This window comes from Pseudomonas azotoformans, from assembly GCF_001579805.1.
GTDB lineage: Bacteria > Pseudomonadota > Gammaproteobacteria > Pseudomonadales > Pseudomonadaceae > Aquipseudomonas > Aquipseudomonas azotoformans_A.
In genome coordinates this window covers 6589886-6608958 of record NZ_CP014546.1, presented here as the reverse complement: position 1 = coordinate 6608958, position 19073 = coordinate 6589886, and the positions used below count along the sequence as shown (strand labels likewise).

Genomic DNA, 19073 nt, shown 5'->3' with positions numbered 1-19073 from the left:
GTTTTTGTGGTGAGCCCGCTCACCACAGAGATAACTTTTTCCTCTAGCTCTCTTGGGCCCGATAAGCCCCCGGCGTCAGCCCCGTCCACTTCTTGAACGCCCGATGAAACGCCGACGGTTCGGAAAACCCGAGCTGCTCGGCAATCTCCTGCAATGACAAATCCGCCCGGCCCAGATGATAGATGGCGATGTCCCGCCGCAGCTCATCCTTGAGTGCCTGAAAGCTGGTGCCTTCTTCGCGCAAATGCCTGCGCAGGGTCTGCGGGCTGATGTGCAGGTGTTGGGCCACGGCTTCCAGGTCCGGCCAGGGCGTGCGGTCGCGGCTGAGCAGGCGGCGAAGTTGGCTGCTCAAGCTGTCGCCTTCGTCCGGCCGAGAGAGCAAGTCGGCGGGGGAGCGTTCCAGGAAGTGCTTGAGTGTGCGTTCGTCCTGCAACAACGGCAGGCTCAGGTAGCGCGCGGGAAACACCAGGCTGCTGTTCGGTGCACCGAACACCTGGGCGCAGGGAAACAGCAGGTCATATTCGCTGGCGTGTGCAGGCATGGGGTAACTGAAAGTGGCTTGATGCAGCCGGATACGTTGGCCGATCAGCCAACTGCCCAAGCGATGCCAGATCACTAGCAGGCACTCACTCAAGAAATGATCCGGGTCCCACAACTGCGAGTCGTCCAGGCTCAAGCGGGCCATTTCGCCTTCGCGTGTCAGCTGCCAGCGCGGGCCTTGCGGGAATAGGCTATAAAATAATAAGCCGCGTTCCAGAGCCTTCTCCAAGGTGCGGCAGTGGATCAGCGCGTGGCACATCATGGCAAAGGTGCCGCGTTTACTCGGGCCGTCGGCGAATCCCAGGTATTCGTCGTCCAGTGCCAGCCAGAGCATTTGCAGCAGGCGGGTGAACTGCTCCGGGGCGATGCGGGCGCGGGGTTCGGTCAGCAACTCCGGGGTGATGGCTACCTGTTGCAGCAGGCCCGAGCAGTCATAGCCGGCCCGACGCGCCCCGCCCAGGGCGGCCCTGGCGTAATGACTGGCGATGGTACGTTCACGCATGCGAAGGCCTCGTCCTTGGAGTGGCGATGGTAGCCATCCCCGGAGGGGGTCACAAGGCGGATATCCGCCAAATTGTAGGACGGGATTGGTTGAGTGGGCGGAAATCCGCCACCTGCTTTGGCGCTTGGGAGGGTGCCTGAAAACCTCCAGCCCTGATGTCTAAAGGCCTCTAAGGTTTTTCAGCAAAGTGGCACGGCGTTTGCGATAAGGATTACAGCGCAGGCCTGGTCTTACAGATCTCGCAAACAACAAATCCCTCCAGTGCAGGAGGGTTCGCAATTCAAGTGTCGTGGGCAACGGCGGATATTTGCCACACGGGACGATTGAGGAACTTTGCAATGACGACTCGTCAGCCAATCTACAAATCCCTGTACTTCCAGGTGATCGTTGCAATCGTAATCGGTATTTTGCTCGGTCACTTCTACCCGCAGACCGGTGTGGCCCTCAAGCCGCTGGGTGACGGGTTCATCAAACTGATCAAAATGGTCATCGCCCCGATCATCTTCTGCACCGTTGTCAGCGGCATCGCTGGCATGCAAAGCATGAAATCGGTCGGCAAAACCGGCGGCTACGCGCTGCTGTACTTCGAAATCGTTTCGACTATCGCACTGCTGATCGGCCTGATCGTGGTCAACGTTGTGCAGCCGGGCGCCGGCATGCACATCGACGTAGCGACCCTGGATGCCTCCAAAGTGGCGGCCTACGTCACTGCCGGTAAAGACCAGAGCATCGTCGGCTTTATCCTCAACGTGATCCCTAACACCATCGTCGGCGCCTTCGCCAACGGCGACATCCTGCAAGTGCTGATGTTCTCGGTGATCTTCGGTTTCGCCCTGCATCGCCTGGGTGCCTACGGCAAGCCGGTCTTGGACTTCATCGATCGCTTCGCCCACGTGATGTTCAACATCATCAACATGATCATGAAGCTCGCGCCAATCGGTGCCCTGGGCGCCATGGCGTTCACCATCGGTGCCTACGGCGTAGGTTCGCTGGTGCAGTTGGGCCAGCTGATGATCTGCTTCTACATCACGTGCATCCTGTTCGTACTGATAGTGCTGGGCGGTATCTGCCGCGCTCACGGTTTCAGTGTGATCAAACTGATCCGCTACATCCGTGAAGAGCTGCTGATCGTACTGGGTACTTCCTCCTCGGAATCCGCACTGCCACGCATGCTGATCAAGATGGAGCGTCTGGGCGCGAAGAAATCCGTAGTAGGCCTGGTGATTCCAACTGGCTACTCGTTCAACCTCGACGGTACTTCGATCTACCTGACCATGGCTGCCGTGTTCATCGCCCAGGCGACTGACACCCACATGGACATCACCCACCAGATCACCCTGCTGCTGGTGCTGCTGCTGTCCTCCAAAGGCGCTGCTGGCGTGACCGGTTCGGGCTTCATCGTACTGGCTGCGACCTTGTCGGCCGTAGGCCACCTGCCGGTTGCTGGCCTGGCGCTGATCTTGGGTATCGACCGCTTCATGTCCGAAGCCCGCGCGCTGACCAACCTGGTGGGTAATGCCGTTGCTACCATCGTTGTGGCCAAGTGGGTCAAGGAACTGGACACCGACAAGCTGCAAAGCGAGCTGGCGTCCGGCGGTACCGGTATCTCGGAAACCCGCGAGCTGGACGACCTGGGCGTGGCCGAAGGCCCTGCACCTGTCGTCAAGTAAGCCGCTGCTGGCGTAACCAGACGCCACAGCAACCCACAAACGCCCCGACTGGTTCGGGGCGTTTGCGTTTCTGGCGCATTACTTTGGCGGCTTTTGTTTTACAGTAAGTGAATCGGTTGTGACGCTTGCAGGAGGTTATGTGGACAGTGTTGATTTGAATGTCCTGCGCAGCGTGCTCGAATGGCGCCGCGCCGGGCAGCGAGTGGTGTTGTACAGCGTGGTCCAGACCTGGGGCAGCGCACCACGGCCGCCGGGAGCCATGCTGGCGTTGCGTGGCGACGGTGTGGTGATCGGTTCGGTGTCGGGCGGTTGCATCGAGGATGACTTGATTGCACGCCTGCAGGATGGTCGCTTGCCCGAAGACGGGCCACCGGTGCAGTTGGTCACCTATGGCGTTACCCGCGATGAAGCCGCGCGTTTTGGCCTGCCATGTGGTGGCACCCTGCGCCTGACCGAGGAGCGCGTGGACGAGTGGGCGTGGGTAGCCGACTTGCTGGCGCGATGTGAAGATCATCAGATCGTCGCACGTGAGCTGGAACTGACCAGTGGCAAAGTCACCCTGAGCGACGCGAGCAAGACTGATGTCGTGACCTTCGACGGCGAACGCTTGCGCGCCATCTACGGCCCGCGCTGGCGCCTGCTGCTGATCGGCGCCGGCCAACTGTCACGTTATGTGGCGGAAATGGCGCGTTTGCTGGATTTCGAAGTGTTGATCTGCGACCCCCGCGACGAGTTCGTCTACGGCTGGGAAGAACAGCACGGTCGCTTTGTGCCGGGCATGCCCGATGAGGCGGTGCTGAACATCCAGACCGATGAGCGTACGGCCATCGTCTGCCTCACCCATGACCCGCGTCTGGATGATATGGCGTTGCTCACGGCACTGAATTCCTCGGCGTTCTACATTGGCGCCCTGGGTTCGCGGGTCAACACCCAGAAACGCCGGGAAAACCTGGCAGCGCTTGGCTTATCCGTCGAGGCGATTGCGCGCCTGCACGGGCCGATTGGCTTGCATATCGGCAGCCACACGCCGGCCGAAATCGCGTTGTCGTTGATGGCGGAAATTGTCGCGATCAAGAACGGTGTAGCGCCGATGCAGAAGAAGCCGTTGCCGGCGGTCGCAGAGTGACCGTCACGGCGATTGTGCTGGCGGCAGGGCAGGGCAGTCGTTTCCGCGCTGAAGCCGGGGCGGACCAGGATAAGTTGTTGGCGGATTGCGTTGGCCTGGACGGCGTGGTGCGGCCGGTGATCGAGCAGGTGCTGGTGAACTTGCCTGAGCGCGTCGTGAGGCGTTGGGTGGTGACGTCACCTGATCGTGCGGATGTCATTCGGTTGGCCGAAGCCTATGGTTGTGACGTCCTGCTGCTGCGTTCGGCTGGTATGGGCGACAGTATTGCAGCGGCGGTTGCGGCCAGTGGTGCGGCAGACGGCTGGTTGGTGGTGCTGGGGGATATGCCGTTTATCCGGTCGTCGAGTATTGAACGGGTGATCGAGGGGCTGGAGGCGGGCGGTATCAGCGTGCCGGTGCAGGATGGGCGCTACGGGCATCCCGTGGCGTTTGGCCAGGCATTGGGGCCTGGGCTGATGGCCTTGACGGGGGGTCGTGGCGCCAAGCCGTTGTTTGCTCAGGCGACGGTGTGGGAGGTGCCAGTAGATGACCCCGGCGTGTTATGGGATGTGGATGTGCCAGCGTTGTTGCGCTACTCCTGACCGAGCACACATAAAAAAGCCCCGCCTGATCACTCAGGCGGGGCTTTTTAGTGGCTGCTCGAATCAGGCGAGAGGTTTGCTCTCGTGTTCTGCTTCCCGTGCCGCGGCAGCAGCTGCTGCGGCTTCAGCTTCCTTGCGACGACGACGCACTTCACGTGGGTCGTTCGGTGCACGGCCGTTTTCAGTCAGGGCGCTGACCGGTGCGGCTTCAACCACTGGCGCTGCCACTTCGGCAACGACCGGTGCTTCAACCACGGGCGCAGGTTCAACGACCGGAGCAGGCTCAACCACTGGGGCTGGCTCGGTAACCACGACTTCGGCAACCGGTGCCGGCGCTTCTTCTACCACTGGGGCAGGTTCTGGCGCTTCAACCGGAGCGGCTGGCTCGGCAGTCCATTGGAAGGCGGTCTGTTCTTCACGAACTTCACGAACTTCTGGAGCGGCTTCGACAACCGGTGCTTCGACAATCGCTTCAACCACTGGCTCAGGCTCAACGACCGCCACTTCAACTTCTGGTTGGGCTTCAGGTGCCTGGGCAACTTCCACTTCCGGAACAGCCGGTGCTTCGATTGGGGTAGTGGCTTCGACAACCGGTGTCTCTACAACTGGCGCTTCAACTGCTGGTGCTTCAACAACCGGCGCTTCAACCACTGGGGCCTCGGCAGCAGGTGCTTCAACCACTACGGTTTCTTCGACAGCAGCAGTAGCGCGTTCAGCCTGCTCGTGAGCCTGGGCTTCAGCAGGAGCGCTGATGACCGAGCTGGCAACAGCCGCGGTAACGGCCAGGCCGGCAGCCAGTTCGGCGCCAGTCGGTTCGCCGGTCGCGGCTTCTGCGTTTTCGCCGGTCTCTTCCGAGCCTTCGATCACGTTGCCGTTGGCATCACGTTGACGCTCACGACGGTTGCTGCGACGACGCTGGCCACGGGAGCGGCGGCGTGGACGATCGCCTTCGGCGCCTTCCTGACCGTCTTCCTGCAGTTGCTCTTCACCGGTCAGCACTTCTTCTTCGCTGGCGGCAGCGGCTTGTTCGGCACGCGGTTGACGCTCTTCACGCGGGGCGCGAGGTTGGCGCTCTTCACGTGGCGCACGCTCTTCACGCGGCTGGCGAGCTGGGCGCTCTTCGGTAGCAGCGGCGGCACCGGCTACGGCAGCAGGGGCTGCGTCCAGCGGCTCACGCAGTTCACGCACACGTTCTTCACGCTCGCCACGTGGCTTGCGGTCTTCACGTGGGGCACGCGGAGTACGTGGTGCGCGCTCTTCGCGTGGTGCACGTTCTACGGTCGGGGTTTCTTCACGGGCTTCGCGAGGGGCACGCTCTTCACGTGGAGCGCGTTCTTCACGCGGTGCACGTTCTTCGCGCGGCTTGCGCTCTTCGTCACGGCGACCGTTGCGGTTACGGCTCTGTTGGCGACCGTTGCGACGCTCTTCGTTGCGCGCAGGGCGCTCGGAGGCCGGTTTCTCAACCACGACCGGAGCCACTGGCTCTTCCTTGGTGGCGAACAGGCTGACCAGCGACTTCACCAGGCCTTTGAACAGGCTTGGCTCAGGCAGGGCGGCCTGCGCGGCAACTGGTGCTGCAACTTCAGCTGGAACCGGTGCATTGGCGCGAGCTGGAGCGGTCTTGACTGCAGCTTCCTGGCGAACCAGGGTGCGGGTCGCGGCGGCTGGCTGGACTTCTTCCACTTCGGCAGCGGCAGCGGCGATTTCGTAGCTGGACTGGCCGCTGTGGGCTTCCGGGCTGTCGTCACGCAGGCGTTGCACTTCGAAGTGCGGGGTTTCGAGGTGATCGTTCGGCAGGATGACGATACGGGCACGGGTGCGCAGTTCGATCTTGGTGATCGAGTTGCGTTTTTCGTTGAGCAGGAAGGCTGCAACCGGGATCGGCACTTGCGCGCGGACTTCGGCGGTGCGGTCTTTCAGGGCTTCTTCTTCGATCAGGCGCAGGATCGCCAGGGACAGCGATTCAACGTCACGGATGATGCCGGTGCCGTTGCAACGCGGGCAGACGATGCCGCTGCTCTCGCCCAGGGATGGACGCAGGCGCTGACGGGACATTTCCAGCAGGCCGAAGCGCGAGATGCGACCGACCTGTACGCGGGCACGGTCAGCTTCCAGGCATTCGCGGACTTTTTCTTCCACGGCGCGCTGGTTCTTGGCAGGGGTCATGTCGATGAAGTCGATCACGATCAGGCCGCCGATATCACGCAGGCGCAGCTGGCGGGCGATTTCTTCAGCCGCTTCCAGGTTGGTCTGCAGGGCGGTTTCTTCGATGTCGCTGCCTTTGGTCGCACGTGCCGAGTTGATGTCGATGGACACCAGGGCTTCGGTCGGGTCGATCACGATGGAGCCACCGGAAGGCAGTTCGACGACGCGCTGGAAGGCGGTCTCGATCTGGCTTTCGATCTGGAAACGGTTGAACAGCGGAACGCTGTCTTCGTACAGCTTGATCTTGCTGGCGTACTGCGGCATCACCTGGCGAATGAAGGTCAGGGCTTCGTCCTGGGCTTCAACGCTGTCGATCAGCACTTCGCCGATGTCCTGGCGCAGGTAATCGCGGATGGCGCGGATGATCACGTTGCTTTCCTGGTAGATCAGGAACGGCGCGGAACGATCCAGGGACGCTTCTTTGATAGCGGTCCACAGCTGCAGCAGGTAGTCGAGGTCCCACTGCATTTCTTCGCTGCTGCGGCCCAGGCCTGCAGTGCGAACGATCAGGCCCATGTCGGCCGGTGCGATCAGGCCGTTCAGCGCTTCGCGCAGTTCGTTGCGCTCTTCGCCTTCGATGCGACGGGAAATGCCGCCGGCACGTGGGTTGTTCGGCATCAGGACCAGGTAACGGCCAGCCAGGCTGATGAACGTGGTCAGGGCTGCGCCCTTGTTGCCACGTTCTTCTTTTTCGACCTGGACGATGACTTCCTGGCCTTCGCTCAGGACGTCCTTGATGTTCACGCGGCCTTCAGGGGCTTTCTTGAAGTATTCGCGGGAGATTTCCTTGAGGGGCAGGAAGCCGTGGCGCTCGGAGCCGAAATCGACAAAGGCAGCCTCAAGGCTTGGTTCGATGCGAGTAATACGGCCTTTATAGATGTTGGCCTTCTTTTGCTCGCGTGCACCGGATTCGATGTCCAGGTCGTAGAGGCGTTGGCCATCTACCAGTGCAACACGCAACTCTTCGGGTTGAGTTGCGTTAATCAGCATTCTTTTCATGTTGTACCGTCGGTTTCCGGGCTGCCGGAAACGGCGTTCGGCACACACGACTTCTCACGGTCGGTGTCAGGTGCGTCAAGAGTGGTTGGCCACTCCAGTGTCCAGCAAAAACCAGCCAATTGGGCCGGTATCGCGACGGACGCGTCCTGCTTGTTAGCGGTGGTGACAAAGGCACCACTTCAACAAAAGCTAAGGTCAGGAGGAGGAATCAACCGGCGACTGTGGACGAGATGAAGCGTCTAAATATAAGCCTAGTGCTACACGGTCCGACGGTTGTGCATCTCCACCCTACACGTATCCCTGATAATTCGGGTGCTGCCGCGCGCAGAATCCGCAGCGGGTTGGCATTTACCGTGTTCTCCAATGGGGAGTCCACGCTCATGGCTAAACAAGACTAGGTGTGGGCGGTTGCGCTCTCACTCAGCTCTTAACAGGCGTTGTTTCCGAAGCATTCGCCGTGGTCTGGTCCAAGACTGACTGCACTTTGTGAACTGGCCGTAAATATCGGCGCAGAACGCGAGTATTCACTCTGCTTTCTGCACTCGCTTCAGGCCTCATGTCACCTGCGCTTGTTACAATCTTGAGCCTTCCAGGGTGGCGAAAGCCCCGTAGGACGGCCTCGCGTCCTGATGAATTGCGATGGTCAGGGCCGGCAGTTTGCCGCAAGTCCTCTGTCCAGGCCGCTTTTGGCGGCGTTCGCGACTATAGCAGCAATGATTAAGTGCTTCAATTCCATAAAAAATTGTTATCATCGCCGCCATGACGACTACCGCCCCCCAGACCCCCAGCGTCCAGCTGCTCGAGGTCTCGCCGGAATATGCCGGCCAACGCATCGACAATTTTCTCCTGGCCAGGCTCAAAGGCGTGCCCAAGACCTTGATTTACCGCATCTTGCGTAAAGGTGAAGTGCGGGTGAACAAGGGTCGGATCAAGCCCGAGTACAAGTTGCAGGCGGGCGATATCGTCCGTGTGCCGCCGGTTCGCGTGCCCGAGCGTGACGAGCCTGTGCCCTTGGCCCAGGGTTTGTTGCAACGCCTGGAAGCCTCGATTGTCTTCGAAGACAACAAGCTGATCGTGATCAACAAGCCTTGCGGCATTGCGGTTCACGGCGGCAGTGGCCTGAATTTCGGCGTGATCGAAGCCTTTCGTCAGTTGCGTCCGGACGCCAAGGAGCTGGAATTGGTCCATCGCCTGGACCGCGACACCTCCGGCCTGCTGATGATCGCCAAGAAACGCAGCATGTTGCGCCACCTGCACACCGCCCTGCGTGGCGATGGCGTGGACAAGCGCTACATGGCGCTGGTGCGCGGCAACTGGGCCAGTTCCATCAAAAGCGTCCGCGCGCCGTTGCAGAAGAGCAACTTGCGCTCCGGCGAGCGCATGGTGGAAGTGGACGAGGAGGGCAAAGAAGCCCTGACCCTGTTCAAGGTGCTGCGTCGCTTCGGTGACTTCGCCACCATGGTCGAGGCCAAGCCTGTGACCGGGCGTACCCATCAGATTCGCGTGCACACCTTGCACGCCGGCCATTGCATTGCTGGTGATACCAAGTACGGCGACGAGGATTTCTCCAAGGAAATCCGCGACCTGGGCGGCAAGCGCCTGTTCCTGCACGCCTACATGCTCACGGTGCCACTGCCTGATGGTGGCGAGTTGAAGCTGCAGGCGCCGGTCGATGAGATGTGGGCCAAGACCGTGGAGCGTTTGAGTGTCGCACCTTGATTACAAACTGCTGATTTTCGATTGGGACGGCACCCTGGCCAACTCCATTGGCCGGATTGTCGAGTCGATGCACGCGGCGTCGACCCGCTCGGGCTATGCGCTGTGCACTGATCACGCGGTCAAAGGCATCATCGGCCTGGGCCTGCCTGAGGCGATTCGTACCCTATACCCCGAGATCAGTGACGCCGAACTGGTCACCTTTCGTGATCACTATGCGGACCACTACATCGCCCTGGAGGCCACGCCTTCGCCGTTGTTCGACGGTGTGGTGCAGTCACTGGATGCGTTTCGCGCCGAGGGTTATCACCTGGCGGTCGCCACCGGCAAGGCGCGTCGCGGGCTGGATCGGGTGCTCAAGGCTCACGGTTGGGAAGATTATTTCGATATCACCCGCGCCGCCGATGAAACTGCCAGTAAGCCTCACCCTCTGATGCTGGAGCAGATCCTGGCCCATTGCGGCGTGTCGCCACGCCAGGCCTTGATGGTGGGTGATGCTTCCTTCGATCTGATGATGGCGCGCAATGCGGGCATGGACAGTGTGGCAGTCAGCTATGGCGCCCAGGCTGCCGAGGCCTTGCAGCAATACGAGCCGCGTCTGACGATCGATCATTTTTCCGAATTGCAGGCCTGGCTCAGCCGGGCCCAATAAGTCTTTGCTGGGGTTGATGGCATGAGTGACGAGTGGAAAGCGCCCGAAAAGGTTGAAAACAGCGACGACAAAAGCTGGAAGCTGCTGGAGAAAACCCTCCTGGCCAGCGTCCAGGAACAACGCCGTGCACGGCGCTGGGGGATTTTCTTCAAGCTGCTGACGTTCGTCTGGCTTATCGCCATGCTCGCATTGTTCAGCCCGCTGATGGACATGGAAAAAAGCGCAACCCGTGGTGCCAACTACACCGCCCTGATCGAAGTGCGCGGGGTGATTGCCGACAAGGAGTCCGCCAGCGCCGACAACATCGTCAGCAGCCTGCGTGCCGCGTTTGAAGACCCCAAGGTCAAGGGCGTGATCCTGCGCATCAACAGCCCAGGCGGCAGCCCGGTGCAGTCCGGTTACGTGTATGACGAGATTCGCCGCCTGCGTGGCCTGCATCCGGATACCAAGCTGTATGCGGTGATTTCTGACCTGGGGGCTTCGGGTGCCTATTACATTGCCAGTGCTGCCGACCAGATCTACGCCGACAAGGCCAGTCTGGTGGGTTCCATCGGTGTGACGGCAGCCGGCTACGGCTTTGTCGGCACCATGGAGAAGCTCGGTGTAGAGCGTCGCACCTACACGTCGGGCGAGCACAAGTCGTTCCTGGATCCGTTCCAGCCGCAGAAGGCTGACGAAACCCAGTTCTGGCAGGGCGTGCTCGACACCACGCATCGTCAGTTCATCGCCAGCGTGAAGCAGGGGCGCGGCGATCGTCTGAAGGATAAAGACCATCCGGAGTTGTTCTCCGGCCTGGTGTGGTCGGGCGAACAAGCGTTGCCGCTGGGTCTGATCGATGGCCTGGGCAGTGCCAGTTCGGTGGCGCGGGATGTGATTGGCGAGAAAGAGTTGGTGGACTTCACCGTCGAAGAGTCGCCATTTGACCGGTTCTCCAAGCGGCTGGGTGCCAGCGTGGCAGAGAAGCTGGCGTTGTATATGGGCTTCCAGGGCCCGACGCTGCGCTGACAGTCCAAGGTCAAAAAGAACCGGCCCTTGCGGCCGGTTTTTTGTAGGTCAGGGGATCTGTACGCCTTCGGCCAGCAGCATATCCACCAGTCGGATCAGTGGCAGGCCTACCAGGCTCGTCGCATCCGGCCCGTCTGTGCTCTGGAACAGGCTCACGCCCAACCCTTCGGCCTTGAAACTGCCCGCACAGTCATACGGCTGCTCAATCCGCAGGTAACGCTCGATGCGTTCCGCGTCCAGTTCCCGCATGTGCACGGTAAAAGATACGCAGTCGACCTGACACTGACCGGTTTTGCTGTTGAGCAGCGCAAGGCCAGTCAGGAAGCTCACACGCTTGCCACTGGCCGCCAGCAGTTGTTCGCGAGCGTTTTCGAAGGTGTGGGGTTTGCCGATGATCCGGCCATCGAGCGCCGCGACCTGGTCGGAGCCTATAATCAGGTGCCCTGGATGGCTGGCGGCGAGGGCGCGGGCTTTCTGTTCGGCCAGGCGCTTGACCAGTTCCACGGCGGACTCATTTTCACGGTGGCTTTCGTCGATATCGGGTGAGCTGCAGATGAACGGCAGGTGCAGGCGGCTCAGCAATTCCCGGCGATAAACCGAGCTGGATGCGAGTAATAAAGGCAGCATGGGCGTCTCCTCAGGGCAGCCGGGGATTCTAGCGGGGCGACCGGCTGACGCACAGGGCTGAATTTCCTTTGACATGGCTGGGTGCATCCCTATAATGCTGCGCCTATGTTGAATGACCCGATTCCACCTCACGTTGACCCGCGCAAATTGGCTGATCGTGGCACTTCCCTTCAAGGTGAATTGCTGCTGGCCGATTTGGAGAGACTCTGCGACCCGCTTTCCGACACTGTCGGTACGGTGCAGGCCAAATTCGTTTTTGAACGAGATGAACGTAAGTCTGTGGTAATCCACAGCTTTATCGACACCGAAGTCAAAATGGTTTGCCAGCGTTGTCTTGAGCTGGTCACCCTGCCGATTCACAGCGAGTGCAGTTATGCTGTGGTGAAGGAGGGTGCGAATACCCAGTCGTTGCCGAAAGGTTATGACGTGCTGGAACTGGGCGAAGATCCATTGGATCTGCATGCACTGATCGAGGAGGAGCTTCTGCTCGCCTTGCCCATTGTGCCTGCTCATCATCCGGAAGAATGCCAGCAGCCGGAGGGGCTCGATGACGAGCCCGAACCGAGCGAGGACGAGGTAACGCGGTCCAACCCGTTCAGTGTATTGGCGCAGTTAAAGCGTGACCCAAACGTTTAGGAGTTAATCAATTATGGCTGTTCAGCAGAACAAAAAATCCCGCTCTGCCCGTGACATGCGTCGTTCGCACGATGCCCTGACGGCGAGCACTCTGTCTGTAGAAAAAACCACCGGTGAAATTCACCTGCGTCACCACGTATCGCCAGAAGGCGTATACCGTGGTCGTAAAGTGATCGACAAGGGCGCTGACGAGTAATCACTTGTCTGCTCTAGTCATCGCGATAGACGCAATGGGCGGGGACTTCGGTCCCCGCAGCATTGTTCAGGCCTGCATTGCCAGCCTGTCTGCTACACCCTCGCTGCACCTGACCCTTGTCGGTCAACCCTCCCTACTTGAAGAACTGATTGCCAGCCATCCGGCGGTGGATCGCGCGCGCCTGACGATTACGCCAGCGAGCGAAACCATCACCATGGATGAAAAGCCAGCGGCGGCTTTGCGTGGCAAGCCCGACTCTTCGATGCGGGTGGCGCTGGAGCTGCTGCGTGATGGCAAGGTGCAAGCCTGTGTCAGCGCCGGCAATACCGGGGCCCTTATGGCGTTGTCGCGGTTTGTGCTCAAGACCTTGCCCGGTATTGATCGGCCGGCGATGGTCGCGGCGATTCCGACGCAGAAAGGCTACTGCCAACTGCTGGACCTGGGCGCGAACGTCGATTGCAGTGCCGAGCACCTGTTCCAGTTTGCCGTGATGGGCTCGGTGGCCGCCGAAGCGCTGGGTGTTGCCCGGCCACGGGTGGCCTTGCTGAATATCGGTACCGAAGACATCAAGGGTAACCAGCAGGTCAAGCTGGCCGCCACTTTGCTGCAAGGCGCGCGTGGCTTGAACTACATCGGTTTTGTCGAGGGTGACGGTTTGTACCGTGGCGAAGCCGATGTAGTGGTGTGCGATGGGTTTGTCGGAAATATCCTGCTTAAATCCAGCGAAGGCTTGGCGACCATGATCGCCACGCGTATCGAGGCGTTGTTCAAGCAGAACCTGGCGTCGCGTCTGGTTGGCGCCCTGGCGTTGCCGTTGATGCGTCGACTGCAGGCCGACCTTGCCCCGGCGCGGCATAACGGTGCGAGTTTCCTGGGGTTGCAGGGTATCGTGGTGAAAAGCCATGGCTCGGCCGGTGTGGAAGGCTTTCAAAGTGCGATTGCGCGGGCCCTGATCGAGATCCATGAAAACCTGCCGCAACGCTTGCACGGCCGTCTTGAGGACCTGTTGCCTTAGGCGAATCGGCCCGAGAGTGCTTAAATGTGACCGGCCAGTTCAATTGACCATCCAATCTGTCAGTTTCGTGTGCTCCCACCGTAGGAGTGCGCATTTTTGACGACCAGATCATTAGGGGCTTGTTACATGTCTACATCCCTCGCATTCGTCTTTCCAGGGCAGGGTTCGCAGTCCCTCGGCATGTTGGCCGAGCTGGGCGCGCAATACCCGCTGGTCCTGGACACCTTTAAAGAGGCTTCCGACGCCCTCGGTTACGACCTGTGGGCACTGACCCAGCAAGGGCCGGAAGAGCAGCTCAATCAAACCGATAAGACCCAGCCGGCCATCCTGACCGCTTCGATCGCCCTGTGGCGCTTGTGGCTGGCGGAAGGCGGCACGCGTCCGGCATTCGTCGCCGGTCACAGCCTGGGCGAATACAGCGCCCTGGTTGCCGCGGGCAGCCTGACCCTCGGTGAGGCGGTCAAGCTGGTCGAGCGCCGTGGCCAACTGATGCAAGAAGCCGTTCCGGCCGGGCAGGGCGGCATGGCCGCTATCCTGGGCCTGGATGACGCCGTGGTGATCGAAGCCTGCGCCGAAGCGGCCCAGGGCGAAGTGGTCAGCGCCGTGAACTTCAACTCGCCTGGCCAGGTGGTAATCGCCGGTGCCAAGGCTGCGGTCGAGCGTGCTATCGAAGGCTGCAAAGCCCGTGGCGCCAAGCGTGCGCTGCCATTGCCGGTGAGCGTGCCGTCGCACTGCGAGCTTATGCGTCCGGCGGCCGAGCGGTTTGCCGAGTCCATCGCTGCCATCAACTGGCAGGCGCCGCAGATTCCGCTGGTACAGAACGTCAGCGCCGCCGTGGCTGCCGACCTCGACACCCTCAAGCGCGACCTGCTGGAACAACTCTACAAGCCCGTACGATGGGTTGAATCGGTCCAGACCCTGGCGGCCAACGGCGCCACCGAGCTGGTCGAGTGCGGTCCGGGCAAAGTCCTGGCCGGCCTGAACAAGCGCTGCGCCGACGGCGTGTCGACTGCCAACCTCAATACCCCGGATGCCTTCGCTGCCGCTCGCGCGGCACTGGCCTAATCCCCGAACTAAGGAGAAGCCTGCATGAGTCTGCAAGGTAAAGTTGCACTGGTTACCGGCGCAAGCCGTGGCATTGGCCAGGCGATCGCCCTGGAACTGGGCCGTCAGGGCGCCGTTGTGATCGGTACCGCCACTTCCGCTTCGGGCGCCGAGCGTATCGCCGCGACCCTGAAGGAAAACGGCGTGCAAGGTACTGGCCTTGAGCTGAACGTGACCAGTGATGAGTCCGTGGCTGCTGTACTGGCCGAGATCACCGCACAGTTCGGTGCGCCGGCGATTCTGGTGAACAACGCCGGTATCACCCGCGACAACCTGATGATGCGCATGAAAGACGACGAGTGGTACGACGTGGTCGACACCAACTTGAACAGTCTGTTTCGCCTGTCCAAGGGCGTTTTGCGCGGCATGACCAAGGCGCGTTGGGGCCGAATTATCAATATTGGCTCCGTAGTGGGTGCCATGGGCAACGCAGGCCAAGTAAACTACGCCTCCGCCAAAGCCGGTCTGGAAGGTTTCAGCCGTGCATTGGCACGTGAAGTCGGCTCGCGGTCGATTACGGTCAACTCGGTGGCCCCAGGGTTCATCGACACCGATATGACCCGTGAGCTGCCGGAAGCACAGCGTGAAGCCTTGCTGACGCAGATTCCGCTGGGCCGTCTGGGCCAGGCCCAAGAGATCGCGAATGTGGTCACTTTCCTGGCATCCGACGGTGCGGCATACGTGACTGGGGCTACAATCCCGGTGAACGGCGGGATGTACATGAGTTAAATTGTGACGGATCGCTTCAAAAAAATGTCATACGAGCTGTCTAAAATCCGTTATAAAGCTGCAACTTAATTTATAGGCAGGTGGCCGACCGGGTACAGGGTGAAGCTTTCAGTTGAAAAGCTGAAAAGGCTTTCTATACACTTACCCACTGGCCAGCTGCCTGAATTTGTCCATTAGGAGTTAAACAAGGTATGAGCACCATCGAAGAGCGCGTCAAGAAAATCGTCGCCGAGCAACTGGGCGTTAAAGAAGAAGAAGTGGTCAACACTGCTTCCTTCGTAGAAGACCTGGGTGCCGATTCCCTTGACACCGTTGAGCTGGTGATGGCTCTGGAAGAGGAATTCGAGACCGAAATCCCGGACGAAGAAGCTGAAAAAATCACTACTGTTCAAGCTGCTATCGACTACGTTACTAGCCACCAGGCGTAATAGTTTGTAGTCGTCGCTTGCTGTCAGGGAAAAACCGCACTGCTGTAACGGCGTGCGGTTTTTTCTTTAGCCCTGATGAAAAACAAGCGCTGAAGCAAAAGTGTCGTCATTAGAAAAAGGAGAGTGCTGTGTCGCGTAGACGCGTCGTAGTCACCGGTATGGGTATGTTGTCGCCACTGGGCACGGATGTGCCGAGCAGTTGGCAGGGCATTCTGGCTGGCCACAGTGGTATTGGTCTGATCGAACACACGGACCTTTCTGCCTATTCCACCCGTTTTGGCGGCTCGGTAAAGGGTTTCAATGTCGAGGAATACCTCTCGGTCAAAGAATCCCGCAAACTCGACCTGTTCATTCAATACGGCCTGGCAGCCGGTTTTCAGGCAGTGCGTAACGCCGGCCTGGAAGTCACCGACGCCAACCGTGACCGCATCGGCGTGGCCATGGGTTCGGGTATTGGCGGTTTGACCAATATCGAAGAAACCAGCCGCACGTTGCACGATTCCGGCCCCCGTCGAATTTCACCGTTCTTCGTTCCGGGTTCGATCATCAACATGATTTCCGGTTTCCTGTCGATCCACTTGGGCGCACAGGGGCCTAACTACGCCATCGCCACGGCGTGCACCACCGGTACGCACTGCATTGGCATGGCGGCGCGCAACATCGCCTATGACGAAGCCGACGTGATGATCGCCGGCGGCGCCGAAATGGCGGCCTGCGGCCTCGGCATGGGCGGCTTCGGTGCGTCCCGTGCGCTGTCGACCCGTAACGACGAACCCACCCGCGCCAGCCGTCCATGGGACAAAGGCCGTGACGGTTTCGTACTGTCCGACGGTGCCGGTGCCCTGGTGCTGGAAGAGTTGGAACACGCCAAGGCGCGTGGCGCCACCATCTACGCCGAGCTGATCGGCTTTGGCATGAGCGGCGATGCGTACCACATGACGTCGCCACCGTCCGACGGTGCCGGTGCTGCGCGTTGCATCACCAATGCCCTGCGCGATGCGAAGGTCAATGCGGACCAGGTGCAGTACATCAACGCCCACGGCACGTCGACCCCGACTGGCGATTTGGCGGAAGCCGAAGCCATCAAGTCAGTGTTCGGCGCACACGCCTACAACCTGGCGGTCAGCTCCACCAAGTCCATGACCGGCCACTTGTTGGGTGCGGCGGGCGCGGTCGAAGCGATCTTCAGCGTCATGGCCATTAAGGACCAGGTCGCTCCGCCGACCATCAACCTGGATGAGCCGGACGAAGGCTGCGACCTGAACTTCGTGCCTCACGAAGCGCAACCGATGCCGATCGACGTGGTGATCTCCAACTCGTTCGGTTTTGGTGGCACCAACGGTTCCCTGGTGTTCCGCCGGTTCGCCGAGTGATGCACAGCTGGGTCGACGGTCAGCCAGCGGACAGCGTGCCCCTGAAAGATCGCGGCCTGGCGTACGGTGATGGGCTGTTCGAGACCATCGCCGTCAGGGCCGGGCAGCCGGTGCTGCTCGACCGTCACCTGCAACGCCTCGCTGAGGGTTGCAGGCGTCTCGCCTTGGTTGCGGACCCCGTGGTGATCCGCAGCGAAGTGCTGGCCTATGCCGCCGCCCTCGGCGACGGTGTCCTCAAGTTGATCCTCACCCGTGGCGACAGCCTGCGCGGTTATGGCATCAACCCTGGCGCGCCGGCGCGCCGTATCTTGCAGGGCAACCCGCCCGCTACCTATCCCCACGCCCATGCAGTCGACGGTATCCGTCTGTTTGCGTGTGCGACGCGCTTGGCCGAGCAGCCGTTGCTGGCCGGTCTCAAGCACCTCAATCGCCTGGAGCAGGTGATCGCCCGCGCCGAATGGCAAGACGCCGAGCACGCTGAAGGCTTGATGCTGGATGTGTCCGGGCGTGTCATTGAGGGTGTATTCAGCAACCTGTTCCTGGTGCGCAACGGCTTGTTACTAACCGCTGATCTGACCCGATGCGGCGTTGCCGGCGTGATGCGCGCCGAGATTCTGGCCCAGGCAGATGGCCTAGGCCTCCCGGTGGCCGTGGCCGACATCGATCTTGAGCAGTTGCAGCAGGCCGACGAAGTCTTCGTGTGCAACAGCGTTTATGGCATTTGGCCGGTGCGCGGTTGCGCTGGGATGAGCTGGCCGGTTGGGCCGCTCACCCGTAAACTGCAGGGCATTGTTCGCGCGCTATTGGAAATTTGAGTTGATACGAAAACTGGTTGTACTGCTGCTGATCGGTCTGTTCTCGGCGGCGTTGCTGTTGGGCTATGGCGCGTGGAAATACGACGCGGCCCTGAAGCAGCCCTTGAACCTGACCCAGGAGCAATTGCTCGACGTACCGGCTGGGGCGACCCCGACCGGCACGTTCAATCGCCTGGAAGCGGACGGCGTGCTGGATGGCGCCTTCTGGTTGCGCCTGTACTGGCGTTTCAACCTCGACGGCCAGCCGCTGCACAGCGGCGAATACCGCATGACCCCTGGCATGACGGCGCAAGGCCTGATCGGCCTGTGGCAGCGTGGCGAAGTGGTGCAATACAGCCTGACGCTGGTGGAAGGCTGGAACTTCCGCCAGGTGCGTTCGGCGCTGGCCAAGCATGAAAAGATCGTGCAGACCCTCGCAGGCCTGAGCGACACGGAGGTGATGGACAAGCTCGGTCACCCCGGCGTGTTTCCCGAAGGGCGGTTCTTCCCGGATACCTACCGCTTCGTACGTGGGATGACCGACGTCGAATTCCTGAAAAAAGCCTACAACCGTCTGGATGATGTACTCGCCCAGGAGTGGAGCAAGCGTGCGGCCGATGCGCCGTACACCGACCCTTATCAAGCGTTGATCATGGCCTCCCTGGTGGAGAAAGAGACGGGCGTGCCTGAAGAGCGTGGGCAGATCGCCGGCGTCTTTGTGCGTCGCCTGAAGATCGGCATGCTGTTGCAGACCGACCCGACGGTGATCTACGGCCTGGGCGAGCGCTACAACGGCAAGTTGACCCGCGCCCACCTCAAGGAAGCCAACCCTTACAACACCTATATGGTCGCCGGCCTGCCGCCGACGCCCATCGCCATGGTCGGTCGCGAGGCGATCCATGCCGCGCTGAACCCGGTGCCGGGCAGTAGCCTGTATTTCGTCGCACGGGGTGATGGCAGCCATATTTTCTCTGATGACCTGGATGCGCATAATGCCGCCGTGCGCGAGTTCCAGCTCAAGCGCCGCGCCGATTATCGCTCCAGCCCGGCGCCAGTGGTGAAACCTGCGGAAGATGCAACGCCGCCGGCCGATGTGCCCGTTGAAAAGCCGGCCGAGTCTGCGCCAGATGTTGAAGCGCCGCAAAACCCGCAATAATTCTGACTAAGGACTGCCT

General features: G+C 60.7%; 18 protein-coding genes. 15 read left to right on the top strand and 3 right to left on the bottom strand.

The genetic code is table 11. The features are described 5' to 3' along the window. Positions 1–43: 43 nt before the first annotated feature. A complete protein-coding gene (locus AYR47_RS30390) occupies positions 44–1042 on the bottom strand; it encodes an AraC family transcriptional regulator (protein ID WP_033901278.1) in 999 nt (332 codons plus the stop codon). 338 nt (positions 1043–1380) lie between these two features. On the opposite strand from AYR47_RS30390, the gene AYR47_RS30385 reads away from it, so the two are divergent. The 3 genes from AYR47_RS30385 to AYR47_RS30375 all read left to right on the top strand — a co-directional run bounded on the left by AYR47_RS30385 (position 1381) and on the right by AYR47_RS30375 (position 4419). Beyond that, the gene (locus AYR47_RS30385) at positions 1381–2712 is read left to right on the top strand and encodes a dicarboxylate/amino acid:cation symporter (RefSeq protein WP_061449296.1); all 1332 of its coding nucleotides are present in this window, start codon (positions 1381–1383) and stop codon (positions 2710–2712) included. 139 nt (positions 2713–2851) lie between these two features. Beyond that, complete coding sequence (locus AYR47_RS30380) at positions 2852–3838, top strand: XdhC family protein (RefSeq protein WP_061449295.1); 987 nt, start codon at positions 2852–2854, stop codon at positions 3836–3838. Then, the gene (locus tag AYR47_RS30375) at positions 3835–4419 is read left to right on the top strand and encodes a nucleotidyltransferase family protein (protein ID WP_061449294.1); all 585 of its coding nucleotides are present in this window, start codon (positions 3835–3837) and stop codon (positions 4417–4419) included. The genes AYR47_RS30380 and AYR47_RS30375 overlap by 4 nt, the downstream gene beginning before the upstream one ends. Positions 4420–4482: 63 nt before the next feature. On the opposite strand, the gene rne is transcribed toward AYR47_RS30375, so the two are convergent. Beyond that, entirely contained in the window at positions 4483–7623 is a 3141-nt protein-coding gene (rne, locus tag AYR47_RS30370; RefSeq protein WP_420492051.1) for a ribonuclease E, read from the bottom strand. 759 nt (positions 7624–8382) lie between these two features. On the opposite strand from rne, the gene rluC reads away from it, so the two are divergent. From rluC to AYR47_RS30355, 3 genes are read left to right on the top strand one after another with little or no spacing between them, the layout of a single operon-like run. Further along, entirely contained in the window at positions 8383–9342 is a 960-nt protein-coding gene (gene rluC, locus AYR47_RS30365) for a 23S rRNA pseudouridine(955/2504/2580) synthase RluC (RefSeq protein WP_033901273.1), read from the top strand. Then, complete coding sequence (locus AYR47_RS30360) at positions 9329–9991, top strand: HAD-IA family hydrolase (protein ID WP_033901272.1); 663 nt, start codon at positions 9329–9331, stop codon at positions 9989–9991. Before rluC ends, AYR47_RS30360 begins: the two co-directional genes overlap by 14 nt. Positions 9992–10012: 21 nt before the next feature. Then, positions 10013–10996 carry a S49 family peptidase gene (locus tag AYR47_RS30355; RefSeq protein WP_061449292.1) on the top strand — a complete coding sequence of 328 codons (984 nt, stop codon included), beginning with the start codon at positions 10013–10015 and terminating at the stop codon, positions 10994–10996. Positions 10997–11044: 48 nt separating this feature from the next. On the opposite strand, the gene AYR47_RS30350 is transcribed toward AYR47_RS30355, so the two are convergent. After that, positions 11045–11623 carry a Maf family protein gene (locus AYR47_RS30350; RefSeq protein WP_033901270.1) on the bottom strand — a complete coding sequence of 193 codons (579 nt, stop codon included), beginning with the start codon at positions 11621–11623 and terminating at the stop codon, positions 11045–11047. A gap of 105 nt (positions 11624–11728) precedes the next feature. Between AYR47_RS30350 and AYR47_RS30345 the strand changes: the two genes are divergently transcribed. The 9 genes from AYR47_RS30345 to mltG all read left to right on the top strand — a co-directional run bounded on the left by AYR47_RS30345 (position 11729) and on the right by mltG (position 19054). Then, positions 11729–12259: a YceD family protein gene (locus tag AYR47_RS30345; protein ID WP_017737760.1), complete on the top strand. Its 531-nt coding sequence runs from the start codon at positions 11729–11731 to the stop codon at positions 12257–12259. Between the two features lie 13 nt (positions 12260–12272). Further along, positions 12273–12455 (top strand): 50S ribosomal protein L32, encoded by a 183-nt coding sequence (rpmF, locus tag AYR47_RS30340; protein ID WP_008152339.1) that lies wholly within the window; start codon positions 12273–12275, stop codon positions 12453–12455. Positions 12456–12459: 4 nt separating this feature from the next. Next, positions 12460–13470 carry a phosphate acyltransferase PlsX gene (gene plsX / locus AYR47_RS30335; RefSeq protein WP_082781559.1) on the top strand — a complete coding sequence of 337 codons (1011 nt, stop codon included), beginning with the start codon at positions 12460–12462 and terminating at the stop codon, positions 13468–13470. Between the two features lie 126 nt (positions 13471–13596). Continuing rightward, entirely contained in the window at positions 13597–14535 is a 939-nt protein-coding gene (gene fabD, locus AYR47_RS30330; RefSeq protein WP_061449290.1) for an ACP S-malonyltransferase, read from the top strand. A gap of 24 nt (positions 14536–14559) precedes the next feature. Further along, positions 14560–15303, top strand: coding sequence for a 3-oxoacyl-ACP reductase FabG (gene fabG, locus AYR47_RS30325; protein WP_005790544.1), 744 nt, complete (start codon positions 14560–14562; stop codon positions 15301–15303). Between the two features lie 191 nt (positions 15304–15494). Next, on the top strand, positions 15495–15731 hold the full coding sequence (acpP, locus tag AYR47_RS30320) for an acyl carrier protein (RefSeq protein ID WP_003175607.1): 237 nt from the start codon (positions 15495–15497) through the stop codon (positions 15729–15731). Positions 15732–15859: 128 nt separating this feature from the next. Continuing rightward, complete coding sequence (gene fabF, locus AYR47_RS30315) at positions 15860–17104, top strand: beta-ketoacyl-ACP synthase II (protein ID WP_016979749.1); 1245 nt, start codon at positions 15860–15862, stop codon at positions 17102–17104. Then, positions 17104–17919 carry an aminodeoxychorismate lyase gene (gene pabC / locus AYR47_RS30310; protein ID WP_033901267.1) on the top strand — a complete coding sequence of 272 codons (816 nt, stop codon included), beginning with the start codon at positions 17104–17106 and terminating at the stop codon, positions 17917–17919. The genes fabF and pabC overlap by 1 nt, the downstream gene beginning before the upstream one ends. Position 17920: 1 nt before the next feature. Further along, positions 17921–19054 carry an endolytic transglycosylase MltG gene (gene mltG, locus AYR47_RS30305; protein ID WP_061449289.1) on the top strand — a complete coding sequence of 378 codons (1134 nt, stop codon included), beginning with the start codon at positions 17921–17923 and terminating at the stop codon, positions 19052–19054. Positions 19055–19073 lie beyond the last annotated feature (19 nt).